18 protein-coding genes are annotated in these 14,708 nt (G+C 39.3%); 2 read left to right on the plus strand and 16 right to left on the minus strand.

Annotation, left to right across the window (positions count from 1 at the left end):
- Positions 1-155 precede the first annotated feature (155 nt).
- From ADI58_RS01175 to ADI58_RS01230, 11 genes are all read right to left on the minus strand, one after another.
- Positions 156-1,487 (minus strand): hemolysin family protein, encoded by a 1,332-nt coding sequence (locus tag ADI58_RS01175; RefSeq protein ID WP_049521143.1) that lies wholly within the window; start codon positions 1,485-1,487, stop codon positions 156-158.
- A gap of 168 nt (positions 1,488-1,655) precedes the next feature.
- Entirely contained in the window at positions 1,656-2,480 is an 825-nt protein-coding gene (endA, locus tag ADI58_RS01180; RefSeq protein WP_049521144.1) for a DNA-entry nuclease EndA, read from the minus strand.
- Between the two features lie 39 nt (positions 2,481-2,519).
- Positions 2,520-2,708, minus strand: a complete 189-nt coding sequence (locus ADI58_RS01185; RefSeq protein ID WP_025170734.1) for a DNA-directed RNA polymerase subunit beta — start codon at positions 2,706-2,708, stop codon at positions 2,520-2,522.
- Positions 2,701-3,984 (minus strand): UDP-N-acetylglucosamine 1-carboxyvinyltransferase, encoded by a 1,284-nt coding sequence (murA, locus tag ADI58_RS01190; protein ID WP_049521145.1) that lies wholly within the window; start codon positions 3,982-3,984, stop codon positions 2,701-2,703. Before murA ends, ADI58_RS01185 begins: the two co-directional genes overlap by 8 nt.
- 23 nt (positions 3,985-4,007) lie before the next feature.
- Positions 4,008-4,238 carry a DUF1146 family protein gene (locus ADI58_RS01195; protein ID WP_000250397.1) on the minus strand — a complete coding sequence of 77 codons (231 nt, stop codon included), beginning with the start codon at positions 4,236-4,238 and terminating at the stop codon, positions 4,008-4,010.
- A 56-nt stretch (positions 4,239-4,294) separates the two neighbouring features.
- On the minus strand, positions 4,295-5,332 hold the full coding sequence (locus tag ADI58_RS01200; RefSeq protein WP_000727281.1) for a SepM family pheromone-processing serine protease: 1,038 nt from the start codon (positions 5,330-5,332) through the stop codon (positions 4,295-4,297).
- Complete coding sequence (gene coaD, locus ADI58_RS01205) at positions 5,316-5,804, minus strand: pantetheine-phosphate adenylyltransferase (protein ID WP_049521146.1); 489 nt, start codon at positions 5,802-5,804, stop codon at positions 5,316-5,318. Before coaD ends, ADI58_RS01200 begins: the two co-directional genes overlap by 17 nt.
- The gene (rsmD, locus tag ADI58_RS01210; protein ID WP_049521147.1) at positions 5,794-6,333 is read right to left on the minus strand and encodes a 16S rRNA (guanine(966)-N(2))-methyltransferase RsmD; all 540 of its coding nucleotides are present in this window, start codon (positions 6,331-6,333) and stop codon (positions 5,794-5,796) included. The genes coaD and rsmD overlap by 11 nt, the downstream gene beginning before the upstream one ends.
- Positions 6,334-6,397: 64 nt before the next feature.
- A complete protein-coding gene (gene asnA / locus ADI58_RS01215) occupies positions 6,398-7,390 on the minus strand; it encodes an aspartate--ammonia ligase (RefSeq protein WP_000748005.1) in 993 nt (330 codons plus the stop codon).
- Between the two features lie 111 nt (positions 7,391-7,501).
- Complete coding sequence (locus ADI58_RS01225) at positions 7,502-8,185, minus strand: Bax inhibitor-1/YccA family protein (RefSeq protein WP_001016907.1); 684 nt, start codon at positions 8,183-8,185, stop codon at positions 7,502-7,504.
- Between the two features lie 54 nt (positions 8,186-8,239).
- Entirely contained in the window at positions 8,240-8,980 is a 741-nt protein-coding gene (locus tag ADI58_RS01230; RefSeq protein ID WP_049521149.1) for a TrmH family RNA methyltransferase, read from the minus strand.
- 33 nt (positions 8,981-9,013) lie between these two features.
- Between ADI58_RS01230 and ADI58_RS01235 the strand changes: the two genes are divergently transcribed.
- Both ADI58_RS01235 and yidC read left to right on the plus strand, forming a co-directional pair.
- Complete coding sequence (locus ADI58_RS01235; RefSeq protein ID WP_020903085.1) at positions 9,014-9,292, plus strand: acylphosphatase; 279 nt, start codon at positions 9,014-9,016, stop codon at positions 9,290-9,292.
- 77 nt (positions 9,293-9,369) lie between these two features.
- Entirely contained in the window at positions 9,370-10,296 is a 927-nt protein-coding gene (yidC, locus tag ADI58_RS01240; protein WP_049521150.1) for a membrane protein insertase YidC, read from the plus strand.
- 176 nt (positions 10,297-10,472) lie between these two features.
- On the opposite strand, the gene ADI58_RS01245 is transcribed toward yidC, so the two are convergent.
- The 5 genes from ADI58_RS01245 to ADI58_RS01265 form a co-directional block, all read right to left on the minus strand.
- Positions 10,473-11,561 (minus strand): sensor histidine kinase, encoded by a 1,089-nt coding sequence (locus ADI58_RS01245; protein WP_049521151.1) that lies wholly within the window; start codon positions 11,559-11,561, stop codon positions 10,473-10,475.
- Positions 11,531-12,217 (minus strand): response regulator transcription factor, encoded by a 687-nt coding sequence (locus ADI58_RS01250; protein WP_049521152.1) that lies wholly within the window; start codon positions 12,215-12,217, stop codon positions 11,531-11,533. Before ADI58_RS01250 ends, ADI58_RS01245 begins: the two co-directional genes overlap by 31 nt.
- A 61-nt stretch (positions 12,218-12,278) precedes the next feature.
- Positions 12,279-12,998, minus strand: coding sequence for a hypothetical protein (locus ADI58_RS01255; protein ID WP_049521153.1), 720 nt, complete (start codon positions 12,996-12,998; stop codon positions 12,279-12,281).
- A 1-nt stretch (position 12,999) separates the two neighbouring features.
- Positions 13,000-13,785, minus strand: a complete 786-nt coding sequence (locus ADI58_RS01260) for an ABC transporter permease (RefSeq protein WP_049521154.1) — start codon at positions 13,783-13,785, stop codon at positions 13,000-13,002.
- Between the two features lies 1 nt (position 13,786).
- Positions 13,787-14,497 (minus strand): ABC transporter ATP-binding protein, encoded by a 711-nt coding sequence (locus ADI58_RS01265; protein ID WP_049521155.1) that lies wholly within the window; start codon positions 14,495-14,497, stop codon positions 13,787-13,789.
- Between the last annotated feature and the right edge of the window lie 211 nt (positions 14,498-14,708).

The raw sequence follows: 14,708 nt of genomic DNA on the forward strand, positions 1-14,708 counted from the left end.
ATTTAAAGGGCTTTTTTCTTTTTTCCTCGAATAAATACGTATAACCTTAAAAAAACTTTTGGGACTAGGTTGGGGCTGAGTTTTTCGAGGACACAATTCCCTTTTGAAATCAACTGAAAAAAGCTTCGTCACGCCTGGTGACAAAAGCCTCTAGTTTACTCTGTTTCTTCTTCTATTTCGACTTCTGTAATTTGGACTTTTACCTTGGTAACACGTCCATTTTTTACCTTATCATTGGTTAGGATAAGCTGTTTGTTTTGGCTGACCAATTCATAGCTGAGTTTCTCAGTCGTTGGAATGGTCCCAACTCCTGTCAAATAATAACCAGCAATAGTATCAACGTCATCACTTTCCAGTTCAACATCAAAGTAGTCATTAAAATCATTGAGATTCATGGTGCCTTGAACAATATAAGTATCTTCTCCGATTTGATGAACTTCGATTTCTGCCTTATCTGTTTCGTCATCGATTTCCCCAACGATTTCCTCTAAGAGGTCTTCAAGTGTCACCAAACCAGCCATCCCACCGTATTCATCTAGCAAGATTGCCATTTGTCTTTGGGTATTGCGCAATTCTTTTAGCAAGTCATCCACAAAAATAGTTTCAGGAACAAAAAGTGGATCTTGTAAAATTTTCTTCCATACAATATTGTCAAAACCATCCACAAAGGCTGCCTTAAGAAGACTCTTGGTGTGAATAATCCCAATCACGTTATCCTTGTCGCCATCATAGACAGGGATACGAGAATAATTTTGTTTTAAAATACTTTGGATAATGGTTTGACTATCATCCTGAATATCCACCATAAAGGCATCCGTTCGAGGAACCATGACTTCTCTGGCCATCAATTCGTCCAGTGAAAAAATCCCCTGTAACATCTCAATTTCGTCAGCATCTAGTGTTTCTTCACTATTTGTCAGCATGTACTCAATTTCATCACGGGTCATTTTTTCGTCAGCATCGTCAAAGGTCATAGGAGTCAAGTTACTCAATAGATTGGTAGATGCAGATAAGAGCCAAACAAAGGGACTAACTAGTTTCCCCAGCCCAATGATAACTGGCGCTGTACGAATCGCCAAGGCATCCTTTAGATTAAGAGCGATTCTCTTAGGATACAATTCCCCAAAAACGATGGAAATATAAGTCAAAAATGCTAAAGATAGAAAACTTGCAACGGCATAAGCTGTTTCGCCATTTCCAAGCCAAGATGCAATTTCTCGTCCCAGAGTGTCTGCCAAACTCGCCCCAGATAAGATCGTAATCAGGGTAATCCCTACTTGAATGGTTGATAAAAAGTGGTTAGGATTTTCTAGTACCTTCAGCAGACGAATATAGCGTCTATCTCCTTCTTCTGCCTTTTGTTCAACCCGTGCACGATTAAGAGAAACCATGGCCATTTCTGTGGCTGAGAAAAAGGCATTTAACACCGTCAAGATAAACAATAAAACTAATTGTAGCAACAAATTCTGACTACTTGGGTCTTCCATAGTTCTTCTCCTAAAATAGTATCTTATCCTTTATTATATCACAAAATATAGCTCAGTACATATTATTTTTTCTCAGTGTTTATTCTAGCGTGTTTATTCTAGTTCTACTTAAATTGTCCAAAAAAGAACCCCTATATCCACAAGTGACATAGGAGTTTATCTTATCTTTTACTGAGTTACAGTTACTTCTCCAGTTCGGTAATCCAGTTGAAGTCCCTTTTGAACATTGGGAACTAGAACATTGAATTCCAATTCTCCGTCTGAAGACTTGGCTTCAATCTGTGAAGCTGAAGGAACTAAATCCTCGTTTGAAGCATAATAAAGAGTTACACGGTAACGGACACGCTTGTTTTTATCCAAGGCCTTACGTACCATGCTTTCATAGTAGTTTTGACCAGTCGAATCCTCGGCTTGCGCCTGATTTGCCCAGGCTGTTTGAACAGCAATGTTTTTAGGATTGCTTGTCGAGGCATCAAAACCATCCAAACCACCGATTAAGGCATAGCCTAACAAGTGCCCTCTATCAACTGCATGGGTATAAGTACCCTTTAGATTCTTAACCTGGTGCCAGCCTGGAGGAGTCCATGAAGTCGAACCATTCCCAGTTTCTTCACGATTCTTGTACTGGCGAGTAGCCTTAGACAAGAGGGCATTTGCTACGGTTGGCACTGTTTCCTTGCCCACTGTCTTTGTTTTATTGTCAGCGTAGGGCTTACTTGAAACCTTGGCATCTAGATTTGTTTTATTACCATTGACGATAAAAGCACCTGAGCCATTCCACTCCAGACTCCCTTTTATTTGACTCTTGACTGCGTCTGTTAAGACACTCTCTGCCAATTCTTGACTAGGAGCTTCAGACGCTTGTTTTTTCTGACTAAGCTTGGTTTTGGGACTATTAGCTGTCGACTGCATCTGCTTGATATAGTAGCTCCCTGCAGATAAAAGCAATAACACTAGCAATCCGATTAGTGTCTGTCTTGTTTTTTTGTTCATATTTCTCCTTATTCTTTATAAAAAGGCTGGTCTCCCAGCCTAATTTCCTGTAAATTTATGAATCAATTCCTGCCATTTTGCTGGAGACAGGATAGCCCACGGATCTTGACCCTTGCCCAAGATTCCATAACCAACCATTAAACCAATTCCTAGGGCTAGAACGCCTAAAATCAGTACCAGGATGACTAAAAGTAAACGCTTGATTACGTAGCTTGATTTCTTATTCATCTTCATCACTTGCCTCAATCCGCTGAATCTTAGCACCCAGCTGCGCCAACTTCTCATGGAAACGGTAGTAACCTCTATCCAAGTGAACCAATTTACCAACTACAGTTTCTCCTTGTGCTACCAAACCTGTCAAAATCAAGGCTGCGCTGGCACGAAGGTCAGTTGAAAGAACTTCCGCTCCCTGCAAAGCTTGTCCACCAACAATACGAGCTGTATCACGGATAATCTCCGAGTGCAAGCCCATGCGACGCATTTCTTCTAGATGTTGGAAACGATTTTCGAAAACTGTCTCCACCATAGTTGATTCGCCTTTTGCGACAGTCATCAAGGCTGTAAATTGAGCCTGCATATCCGTTGGAAAACCTGGGTGGGGCAAGGTTTTCACATGAACAGCTTTTAGATTTTCTAGTTGAGAGCGAACTCGAATTCCTTCAGTCTCCTCCGTCACTTCCACTCCCATTTCAAGCAATTTGGCAATCAAGGGACGATTGTGCTCCCAGACAGCGTCTCGAATCAAGACATCACCACCAGTCATAGCAGCAGCCACCATAAAGGTTCCTGCTTCGATACGGTCTTGGACTACATTGTGAATCGTACCATGAAGTTTCTCAACACCGGTAATGGTAATGGTCTCTGTACCAGCACCCTTAACCTTAGCTCCCATTTCATTGAGGAGAATGGCTAGGTCAACAATCTCAGGCTCACGCGCAGCATTTTCAATCACTGTCACCCCATCAGCTAAAGTCGCTGCCATCATCAAGTTCTGTGTAGCACCAACACTTGGGAAGTCCATGTAGATATGAGCTCCATGTAAGCGATCAGCCTTGGCTTCGATGTAACCAGCTGTCTGACTAATCTTAGCCCCCATAGCTTCTAGACCTTTCAAATGAAGATCAATAGGACGGCTACCAATCGTACAACCACCTGGCATGGATACCTTAGCATGACCTACACGGGTAAGAATTGGTCCCAAGACAACGATAGATGCACGCATCTTGCTGACATACTTGTAAGGAGCTTCCTCAGTGATATCGCCAGTCGCATCCACCTCGACAAGATGAGCTTCCTCATCAAAATCAACCTTGGCATTCAAACCACGAACCACCTGATTCATAGTGAAAACATCTGACAAGATAGGAACATTCTGCAAGACGGTCTTTCCTTCACTTGCTAGAATAGTCGCTGCCAACAAGGGCAAGACTGCATTCTTTGCTCCTTCGATCGTAACACTTCCTACCAGACGATTATCGCCACCTTGAACCACAATTTTTTCCATACTTATTTCCTTTACTCTTGATTTTATAATAATCCTCTAAGCGCTTCTTGCCACAACTGATATAGGCTGATAAAGAAAGAACTCATGATGTAGCCCATGACAATACTGAAAAGAGCTATCAATAAACGGACTTTTCCTGTATTCTCAGCTGTCACTTTTAAAACCTTTTCCCATCTAACAAGATTCTTTAAAAGGTAAAAACTCACATAAATAAAGAGCATGTGACTGCTTAGAGTGAATAATAATTGAACCATTTGACTATTATACCATCTTCTCTGTTTGTGCGCTAGTTTGGAAACTTCACTTAAAACTAGGGATTGTTTTTCAAGTAATCAATTGCATCTTGTAGGGTTTTAACAGGCACGATTTTCATATCTGTCTTGATTGTTTTAGCTGCTTCTAGGGCTGTTTGGTAGTTGTTTTTCGCATCTGGATGCGCTTTTTGTTCTTCTTCGCTAACAGGGTTATCAGGGGCAAAGAAAATCGCGGCACCTTCTCTAGCCGAAGCTACAACTTTCTTATCAATACCTCCAATATCCCCCACATTCCCATCGCGGTCAATAGTTCCGGTACCGGCAACGATACGGCCATTACGAAGGCCTGGGTCAGCTATTTGGGTATAGATGGCCAGACTAAACATGAGACCAGCACTTGGTCCGCCGATACCAGCTGTTGAAAAGCGAATTGGGACATCACTGGTCACTTCCGTACGGTCAATCAAACCGATTCCAATTCCATTTTTGCCATTTTCCAAGGTGATAATCTTACCTTCTGCAGACTTGGTTTGTCCATCCTCTTCATAGGTCACTTTAACTGAGTCCCCTAATTTTTGAGAATTGACATAATCAATCAAATCTTTGGAACTGTCAAAGGTCTGATCATTGACTGCTGTGACCGTATCAGAGATGTTGAGAATCCCTTTAAAGGTCGAATTATCCGTCACAGTCAAAACATAAACCCCAAGGTATTTTAGTTCAATATCCTTACCAGCTGTTTTTAGCCCTTGATACTTGGCCATGTTTTGTGATGTTTGCATGTAGAATTGATTGATCCGCATAAATTCAACATCAGAAGAGCCACCTGTAGTCTCTTGGGCACTACGAATATCTGTAAAAGGCGTCAACCACGCATAAATCATATGAGCTAAAGTAGCGTGCTGGACACCAACTGTAACGAATTGATAGGCCCCAGCTTCCTTATCTTCTGTGTCATTTACTTTAAGGACTTGGCGAATATCTTCCGAACCACCTGGAACCTCTATATAATAGGGCAAGGGCACTACAAATGCCAAGAAAGTCACAATCAAGGCCGCAATGACATATAAGGGCCATCTAATCTTTTTTTTCATTTCTTATTTCCTCCAAAATACTCTCGGGAACATAGCAGGCAATATCCTGACCAAACTTCAAAAGCTCTCTAACGCCTGATGAACTAATATAGAGATGTTCAGATCGGCTATGTAAATAAATGGTCTCTATATCAGGAGACAGCTGATGGTTGTAGTAATCAAAACTGGCTTCATATTGCAAATCCGACGCATTCCTCAAACCCCGCACTAGACAAGTAGCACCCAGTCTTTTTGCAACATCAACTACCAATTCATCATGAGAAGACACAACTTCAACATTTTCCAAATGTTTCAAAGCCGTTTCTAGCCCTCGTTTACGATTTTCGATAGGGAGAAATCCTTGTTTGTGGGGATTAAAAAAAATACCCACATAGAGCTTATCAAAAAGTCTGCTCGCCCGTTCAATGATCTCCAGATGCCCATTTGTCATCGGATCAAATGAGCCTGTGAATAAGCCAATCTTATCTGACATAGACTGTCACCTTACTAATTCCATAAATTTTTTCCTTCCAGATGCCCAGACAGGCAATTTCTTCTGGAAGTTCAACGGCCTTATCCGTCTCACACACGACCATGACATCTTCAGAAAAAAGCTCCCTCTCAGCCATTTTTTCAATATCTGCTACGATTTGTTCCTTGGCATAAGGAGGGTCTAAGAAGATGAGATTGAATTCCCCAGATACCTGTTCCAATGCCCTTTCTGCATCCATCTTGAGGAGTTGAAATTTTCCAACTTCCTTGGTCATCTGAATATTTTCAGCCACGATAGCCTGAGCCTTACGGTCTCGCTCTACCAAAACAGCACTGGCCATGCCACGCGATACTGCCTCGATAGATAAACCACCACTACCTGCATACAGGTCCAAGACTCGTCCCCCCTCAAAGTAGGGACCAATCATATTAAAAATAGCTCCCCTAACCTTATCCGAAGTGGGCCTTGTCGTCTTGCCTTCTAGTGTCTTGAGTGGGCGTCCCCCATAGATTCCTGATACGATTTTCATACCGTTTATTATACCAAATTATGGACGAAAAGAGAAAGAAAACCGAACCTTGCGGTTCGATTCTCTATAAAATATTTTCGTAAGTATCGCGAACTTCTTGAGGCCAAACACTTGTTTGCACTTCTCCGATGTGTTTCTTGCGAAGTAGGAACATAGCCATTCGAGATTGTCCAATTCCTCCACCGATTGTCAATGGGAATAGGCCATTCAACAAAGCCTTGTGCCATTCCAATTCCAAGCGGTCCTCATCACCGGTGATTTCTACCTGACGGCGAAGGGTTTCTTCATCTACACGAATCCCCATAGAAGACAACTCAAAGGCTCCACCTAGAGATTCATTCCAAACAAGAATATCGCCATTTAGACCCTTGTAGCCATTTTCAGACTCGCTTGTCCAGTCATCGTAGTCTGGTGCACGCCCATCGTGCGGTTTACCGTCTGGTAATTCACCACCGATACCGATCAAGAAGACTGCTCCAAATTCTTTACAAATAGCATTTTCACGTTCTTTCGGTGTCAAGTCTGGGTAGCGTTCTACCAACTCTTCTGTATGGATAAAGGTGATTTGTTTTGGCAAGATTGATTCGATGTCATAGCGGGCTTCAACAGCTAGCTCTGTCAAACGAATAGCCTTGTAAATCTTCTCAACTGTTTCTTTTAGATAAGCGATGTTACGCTTACCATTTGGGATAACCTTCTCCCAGTCCCACTGGTCAACATAAACAGAGTGGGTCGCATCCAGCGAATCTTCGTCTGGACGAAGAGCCTTCATGTGGACAAAAAGACCTTCTCCCTCACCGAAACCAAAACGGGCCAAGGTATGGCGTTTCCATTTAGCAAGTGAGTGCACAACTTCATAAGTAGCATCAGGAATTTGGAGAACCTTGACTGATACGGCGTTCTCCACACCTGATAAGTTGTCCTGCATCCCGTCGCCGACCCTGCTCAAGATAGGACCTTGAACTTCGACAACTTCTAACTTATCTTTCAAATACTGGGTAAAAGTGTTTTTGACAAAGGAAATCTCTTCTTGTTGATGGATAAAACTTTTCTTCATAAACTACTCCTCAAAAAATTAATTAAAAGCATTATACACCTATTTCCAAGAAAAGGAAAGAGCAAATTTAAAAAAATCAGTGCTCCTTCGAACACTGATGTTAGGTACCTTCTAGTCATTACGACCAAAGATACGTAAAATACTTAGGAAGAGATTGATAAAATCAAGATAGATACTAAGAGCCATTGACACAACCCAGCCTGTCGCTACACGACCTTGTGATTGCTCATAAGCAAGGCGAATTCTTTGGTTATCCCAAGCAATCAACCCTGAGAAGACCAAAACCATAGCTACGCTAATCATATAATCAAAGAAACCACTAGCCAAGAAAATATTGACTACCATGGCAATCAGCAAACCGATAAGAGCCGCCATCATAGCCCGACCAAGACCACTCAAATCTTTCTTGGTGAAGATACCAACTGCCGCCATGACAAAGAAGAGAAGGGCGCTCGATACAAAGGCAGATAAAACTGTCCCTGGAGTATAGAAGGCCACCACAAAACTGAGGGTAAAGCCGTTTAATACTGAGTAAAGTAAAAATACTGGAAGAGCCGCTGGGCTATTCTTTGAAGCCATACTACTGGCAACAAAGACTAGGGCTAACTCCGCAAAAGTAGCAATGGTCAACCAGAGACGCCCCTGCATCAAAAAGTAAACTAGCTGAGACTGAAAGACCGTCAACATAAGACCTGATACCAAGGCTGATAGCCCAATTCCCAGACCAACAAAGGCATAAACCTTAGCGTAAAATTGATTGAGACCTGCGCGGTCATGAATAATAGTGTGATTCATCTTTTCTCCTTTTCTATGAACATCTTTCCTTGATTATAACAAAGAAAGTTAAAATTAGCTTAAATGGAAAATTAAAATACCTGCTGCAACGGCAACATTGAGACTCTCGGCCTGCCCCTTCATACTAATGTGGACCAACTGGTCTGCACTTTCAGCCATGAGGGGACTAATTCCTTGACCCTCATTCCCCATAACTAGTACAAAATTTTCTATAGGAAGCAGTTCTCTGTAATCAACAGAATCTTTAGATAGAGTTGTTGCTAGCACTGGGATAGCAGCCTTTTTAGCTTCCTCAAGAAGCGCTTGACTAGACATTCGGTAAATAGGCAGGTGGAAGTGACTGCCTTGCATCGAACGTAAGGTCTTGAGACTGTAGATATCTGCCGACTTATCAGAAACAATCACTCCTGTATAGCCTGCTGCATCCGCAGTCCGAATGATAGTTCCCACATTACCAGGATCTTGCACATCTTCCAAAAACAAGAACTTGCCCTGACTAAAGTCAGCTTGCCCTACTTCTTCTTTTTGAACCACCGCAACAATGCCCTGTGGAGTCTGAGAATCCGCCAAATCTAGCAAAATATCCTCTGACACCCAGACAGTTTGCGGAAAGGCAGCTAACTTATCTCGGTAACTTTCTAGCGCAAAGATTTTCTCAATCGTCACTCCAGCTTGGACAGCTTCTTCAAACAAGTGCCAGCCTTCAATCAAATAGGAAGACTTCCGGTATTTTTTTTGGTGTAATTTCTTGGCATTTTTTACCACAGAATTGGCTTTTGAGGTTATAATAGTCATAGAAATATTATAACACAATCAAAGGGGTTTGGTATGCAAAAGGTTAGAATGATTGCCCAAGGTAGGGTACAGGGAGTCGGCTTTCGTTGGGGTGTTTACAGCCTGGCTCTTGAAATCGGTGGCATCACAGGTCGGGTATGGAATAACGACGATGGCACAGTGGAAATCTTAGCCCAAGCAGACTCATCTGCTATCATGGCAAAATTTATCCAAGAAATCCGCAAAGGACCCACACCTTTTTCAAAAGTCAGCTACTTAGATGTCCAACTGAGCAACTTTCCTCCCTACCCTGACTTTAAAATCGCAAATTAGGTCTCTAGAACTATTGTATATTTTGTAAAAAAACAGTAGAATAGAAAGGTATAATTTTTAAAGAAGGAATAAAAACAGTGAAATCTATTAAACGTTTTGCACTCTCGGCTATGGGAGTGGCTATGTTGCTAGTCTTGACTGGCTGTGTTAGCGTCGATAAAGCCACAGGAAAGCCAATAGGATTTATTTGGAATACTATCGGAGCGCCTATGGCTGAAGCTATCAAGTACTTCGCTACTGATCAAGGTCTAGGCTTTGGTGTCGCTATCATCATCGTAACCATTATCGTGCGCTTGATTATCTTGCCACTTGGTATCTACCAATCATGGAAGGCAACGCTTCACTCTGAAAAGATGAACGCCCTCAAGCACGTCCTTGAGCCACACCAAACACGTCTCAAGGAAGCGACTACTCAAGAAGAAAAACTCGAAGCCCAACAAGCTCTCTTTGCTGCTCAAAAAGAGCACGGCATCAGCATGTTTGGTGGTGTAGGATGTTTCCCTATCCTCCTTCAAATGCCTTTCTTCTCTGCAATTTACTTTGCTGCCCAACATACTGAAGGTGTTGCACAAGCAAGCTACCTAGGAATTCCTCTAGGTTCTCCAAGTATGATTTTGGTTGCCTGCGCAGGTGTCCTTTACTATCTTCAATCGCTCCTTTCACTTCACGGAGTAGAAGATGAAACGCAAAGAGAACAAATCAAGAAAATGGCTTACGTGAGCCCAATCACGATTGTTGTCTTCTCCCTCATTTCACCAGCCAGTGTCACACTTTACTGGGTTGTCGGTGGTTTCATGATGATTCTCCAACAGTTTATCGTCAACTATATCGTTCGTCCAAAACTTCGCAAAAAGGTCCGTGAAGAATTGGCTAAGAATCCACCAAAAGCACGTGCTTTCTCAACACCAAATGGACGAAAAGACGTTACCCCTGAACAACCAACTGCTATCACTAGTAAGAAAAAACACAAAAATCGCAACGCTGGAAAACAACGTTCGAGATAAAGCTACGTAAATTATCCAATAATTAAAAAACGAATGAATGATAAATAGTTTTCATCAACTAGATATCATCATTCGTTTTTATTATCTACCGTTACATCTTATACTAGTCAAAAAAGTTAAATAGTTTAAAAGCTCACATATAAAAACGATTCAATCATAAATTAACAAGTAAATCACTATGATTTAATACAATTCACAGTTATTAAAACTTCTGCTCCCGCGTCTCTATTTCTAAGCTCAACTCGGCCTTTGTGTAGTTTTGCAACTCTACATACAAAACTAAGTCCAATACCATAATGTTGCTCTTTATACGATCTAGCTTTATCCATACGATAAAAGAGCTTTCCAAAATTAGTTAAAACTTCCTCTGGAAATTCAGAGCCATTATTCCATATACCTATTTTCAATTCTTTCGCCTCTTGCTCTACCCTAATTTTAATTTTAGGATTCTGTTTATCTGCATACTCCAAAGCATTTGTTAAAATATTTTGTATGGCACGAATCAGAAGAGATGGATTTATATAATAGTTTTCAGTTCCTTTCACATTCTGTTCAAAAGAGAACTTCATCTGATTTTTTATCAAAAAAGAGACTTCTTTCTCTAATTCATTGATAAAATCTGAAGAGGAATACTCCGTCCAACCTGTCTCATCATCATAATAGGTTTTAGAATAGTGAATCAATTGATTGAAATAATCTAGTAACTGTTGACTAGCTCTTCCTATATCTGCTAAGCATTCTTGAGATTGGTCGTTTTCAGTTATCGCCTGCAAAAATTCCACATTTCCCCTAATAATGGTTAAGGGAGTTTTTAAATCATGAGAAGCTGCTGAAACCTGAAACATCAAATCTTCTTTCTGCTGTTTCTCATCAACTATTAATTGTCGAATTCTATCTTGCATCACAATAATCCGATTTCCTGTCTCACGAAATTCTTTAACCGTTAAACTTTCTGTACATTCCCTCTCCAACCACATACTATTTTCATAAATCAAAGTCATTTCATAACTCAGTTTTTTCAACAATTTTCCAATGTGATAACTTATTAGAACAATCAATAAAACACAAATATATATCCATGATGACACATTGAAAAAAATTGATAGAACACCACTATTTTTTAGAGGTTTCCCGTCTTCATTTATTTGTATAGATACTGAAGCTAAGGGAATAATATAGGCCATTAGTAAGCCAAGACTAAACTGCCAAATAATTCTCCAACAGGTTTCTCGAATTAATTGTCTAAAACTTTTGATTCTACCCATTGATATCCTCCACCGTACAAGGTTTTAATTGGATTTAATTGATAAGGTTTCAGCTTTTGACGAATTTGATAAATGTACTCTGAAACCGAACGTAAAAGAGCTTCTGAACTTTGTGGATATAGATAATTATAAATTTCCTCAATAGAATATATTTTACTTGGGTTGCTTGCCAAAAGATTCACTATGTCGAATTCCCTCCTTGTCAAGGCAATCTTATCATCGTTCACAAATAGTTCCTTACTATCCGTATATAGTATAAGCCTCCCAATCTTTATTTGATGAACATTTCCTTTAGTCCGTTCTTCACGACGCAAGTGCATTTTAACACGTGCTAACAATTCTTGCATACTAAAGGGCTTCATAATATAATCATCAGCACCTGCATTGATTCCAGCTACTAAATCTTCATCCATATCCTTAGCAGTTATAAAACAGATAGGAACAGTTATCTGCTCGCGAATCATCTGACAGATTTCTAAACCACTAACAGGCATCATAATATCTAATAAAATCAAGTCAAATCCTGTAAAATCACAAAGATCAATCTCTTCTATCTTATTTCGTATGACTACTTCATATTTTTCATATTCTAGTACTTTTTTTATTAGGCGAAGAATAGCAAGATCATCATCTACCACCAAAATTTTATAAGCCATAACTCACCCTCCTAACTATATTATAGCACTAACCGAGAAAAAGACAGGACATCCCCTGTCTTTAGCCTACATTTTTTCCTATTAGTATCAGTGTAGCAAATAGAAAAACAATTAATAACCAAACTATTTGTATCTCTAAGCCTTGCCACACTGGATAATAAAGAGACAATGGATAGGTATAAAAACAATTCATACTAGCCAGTAATGGTAAATTTCTAAAAAAAGAACTGAATTGTAGTAACATTTGCCCCAAGCCCAATAAAAGGGATAAACTGATTCCCAAAATTAAGATAAAAGACTGGGAAATAAATACAAAAATACCACTTAAAAGAGAGAAGATTAGAATAGAAATACAAGCTGGAAATAGAATTGTTAGAACATGTTTAATATTACTCAAAAGATTGATATTGTAGTATCCTTGCGCGATTAGTATGCATAATGATATTACAGCGACCAATAGGATAATTTCAATACATAATAGAATAGCTAGTTTACAGATTATAAATTTCAAACGATTTGGACATGTAAGAAAACTGGTACGAAGGCTAGAACCTGTAAATTCTTGACCTATAAATAGAACCGCTAGACTAACGAAACCTGCCTGTCCTAAATAGAGACTTTGCAGTAGCTGTTCCAAAACAAACTGTAAGGTCAACTGGTCTGGCTTATTATTTAAAAAAATAACTAACGCTGGAACAAACAGTAATAGAGCACCTATAATCAACCAGTGCCAAGGATTCATAATAAACTTGAGATACTCACTTTTAAGTTGCTCTTTCAACTTATTCACCTCCTCCAATATCTAACTTAAGTAAGCGGTAAATTGCTAAAGCCAAGAATGAGAAGTTCCAACAAAGTAAAAATAAAATATTTTGTAAACTATTATGTTCTAAAATTTGAGGAGATGTAGCAATCAATCCTTGCCCCAATGCAACTGGAAGAAATTTTGCAACCGATATATAGTTTGCTAAGAATGTTCCTAAATTGTAGACTTGAGGAAGCAAAAATAATAGAGGAACAATGGCTGTTTTAAATGTCAAAGCCATAATATAGGCCAGCAGTCCCAACAAAGTCCACGCTATACTGGCTAAAAATATATAGAACCAAACTGTTCCATTTAGTAAAAAAAGCAATAAGCCATCTTGTCCTAAAACATAATGTGTCATGTTAATCGTCAAGAATATTGATAGAAAGGAAATAAAAAAAGAAAATACAAGCCAAACTAATGTTTTTGAAACTAGGAAAGTACTTCGATTTGTAATAGAGAGGAGGCTTGTACGAATAGCAGAGCATTTATACTCCTCGGCTCCGTAAATTGAGCCTAGGATAATCATAATAAAAACACCAAATAAAGTGACATCAAAACCTAAAAATTCAATAGGAGGTATAGCTTCTGCTAATTCTGGATTTGTCTCTGGTGTAGCATGAATACCAACTGAAACAATTTGAGAAGCACCAATATTTGCTAAGAATGTTTGAAATACCAGTATCAAGAATAATACAACATGAGTAGCTCTCCTATAAAGCAATTTCAATATTTCAGAATGAAGAGAGTAAATAAGTGCCATGTCACTTTCCTCCCTCTGTTAAATTAAAGAAGACTTCTTCTAGTGAAGAAAGATTTTTCATCACTTCTTGTAAAGTCCCTTTTATAAGAACTTTTCCTTTATTTATGATAACTACATCATCTGTTACTGCTTCCACTTCCGATAATATATGAGATGATAGCAAGACTGTCTTCCCTTCTTGAGCTTGTTTTTTTATAAACTCTCTAAACCACCGAATTCCTCTTGGATCCAACCCATTAGTCGGTTCATCCAATATCAGATATTGAGGATTTCCTAATAGAGCTGTTGCAATTCCCAAGCGTTGTCCTTCTCCTAATGATAATTTCCCAATTTTAGATTTTTTCTTATGGCTAATATCCACCATATCCAAGACTTGTTCAATTCGCTGACTGGATATCCCATTACTAGCAGCAACAATTTTCAAATGTTGATAAACAGTCTGATCATCAGGAGCACCTACACTGTCAAATGATGCTCCTACAGTCTTTAGAGGAAATTTTAATTCCTTATAAGTTTGATCTCCAATTTTGGTAAGACCAGATGTTGCTTTGTCTAATCCTAATAAAATACGTAAGGTTGAACTTTTTCCAGCTCCATTTGGACCTAGGAAAGCAGTCACTCTACCTGCTTTTGCTTCAAAAGAAATATCTTTTAAAATTTGAGTTTGCCCATATGACTTACATAAATTTTTAATGGCAATACTTTGTTCCATAGATGTTCTCCTATTCTATTTAATATTTCTAAAAGTAACTATATCTTACACATTCTTTTTCGGATTTTTTTCAGAATTTAGAGAGTAAAAAAGATTTAAAACTCAATGAAAATCAAAGAGCAAACTAGGAAGCTAGCCGCAGGTTGTTCAAAGCACTGCTTTGAGGTTGCAGATAAAGCTGACGTGGTTTGAAGAGATTTTCGAAGAGTAT

This window comes from Streptococcus mitis (assembly GCF_001074635.1).
Taxonomy (GTDB): domain Bacteria; phylum Bacillota; class Bacilli; order Lactobacillales; family Streptococcaceae; genus Streptococcus; species Streptococcus mitis_E.

Bases quoted from the DNA above. Each gene is read 5' to 3' on its own strand.
- ADI58_RS01260 (WP_049521154.1), bottom strand. From the start codon at position 13,785: ATGGCACTTATTTACTCTCTTCATTCTGAAATATTGAAATTGCTTTAT.
- ADI58_RS01200 (WP_000727281.1), bottom strand. From the start codon at position 5,332: ATGAAAAAAAAGATTAGATGGCCCTTATATGTCATTGCGGCCTTGATT.
- ADI58_RS01230 (WP_049521149.1), bottom strand. From the start codon at position 8,980: ATGACTATTATAACCTCAAAAGCCAATTCTGTGGTAAAAAATGCCAAG.
- murA (WP_049521145.1), bottom strand. From the start codon at position 3,984: ATGGAAAAAATTGTGGTTCAAGGTGGCGATAATCGTCTGGTAGGAAGT.
- ADI58_RS01185 (WP_025170734.1), bottom strand. From the start codon at position 2,708: ATGAATAAGAAATCAAGCTACGTAATCAAGCGTTTACTTTTAGTCATC.
- ADI58_RS01175 (WP_049521143.1), bottom strand. From the start codon at position 1,487: ATGGAAGACCCAAGTAGTCAGAATTTGTTGCTACAATTAGTTTTATTG.
- ADI58_RS01195 (WP_000250397.1), bottom strand. From the start codon at position 4,238: ATGGTTCAATTATTATTCACTCTAAGCAGTCACATGCTCTTTATTTAT.
- ADI58_RS01225 (WP_001016907.1), bottom strand. From the start codon at position 8,185: ATGAATCACACTATTATTCATGACCGCGCAGGTCTCAATCAATTTTAC.
- endA (WP_049521144.1), bottom strand. From the start codon at position 2,480: ATGAACAAAAAAACAAGACAGACACTAATCGGATTGCTAGTGTTATTG.
- ADI58_RS01235 (WP_020903085.1), top strand. From the start codon at position 9,014: ATGCAAAAGGTTAGAATGATTGCCCAAGGTAGGGTACAGGGAGTCGGC.
- ADI58_RS01250 (WP_049521152.1), bottom strand. From the start codon at position 12,217: ATGGCTTATAAAATTTTGGTGGTAGATGATGATCTTGCTATTCTTCGC.
- ADI58_RS01265 (WP_049521155.1), bottom strand. From the start codon at position 14,497: ATGGAACAAAGTATTGCCATTAAAAATTTATGTAAGTCATATGGGCAA.
- ADI58_RS01245 (WP_049521151.1), bottom strand. From the start codon at position 11,561: ATGGGTAGAATCAAAAGTTTTAGACAATTAATTCGAGAAACCTGTTGG.
- rsmD (WP_049521147.1), bottom strand. From the start codon at position 6,333: ATGAAAATCGTATCAGGAATCTATGGGGGACGCCCACTCAAGACACTA.
- coaD (WP_049521146.1), bottom strand. From the start codon at position 5,804: ATGTCAGATAAGATTGGCTTATTCACAGGCTCATTTGATCCGATGACA.
- asnA (WP_000748005.1), bottom strand. From the start codon at position 7,390: ATGAAGAAAAGTTTTATCCATCAACAAGAAGAGATTTCCTTTGTCAAA.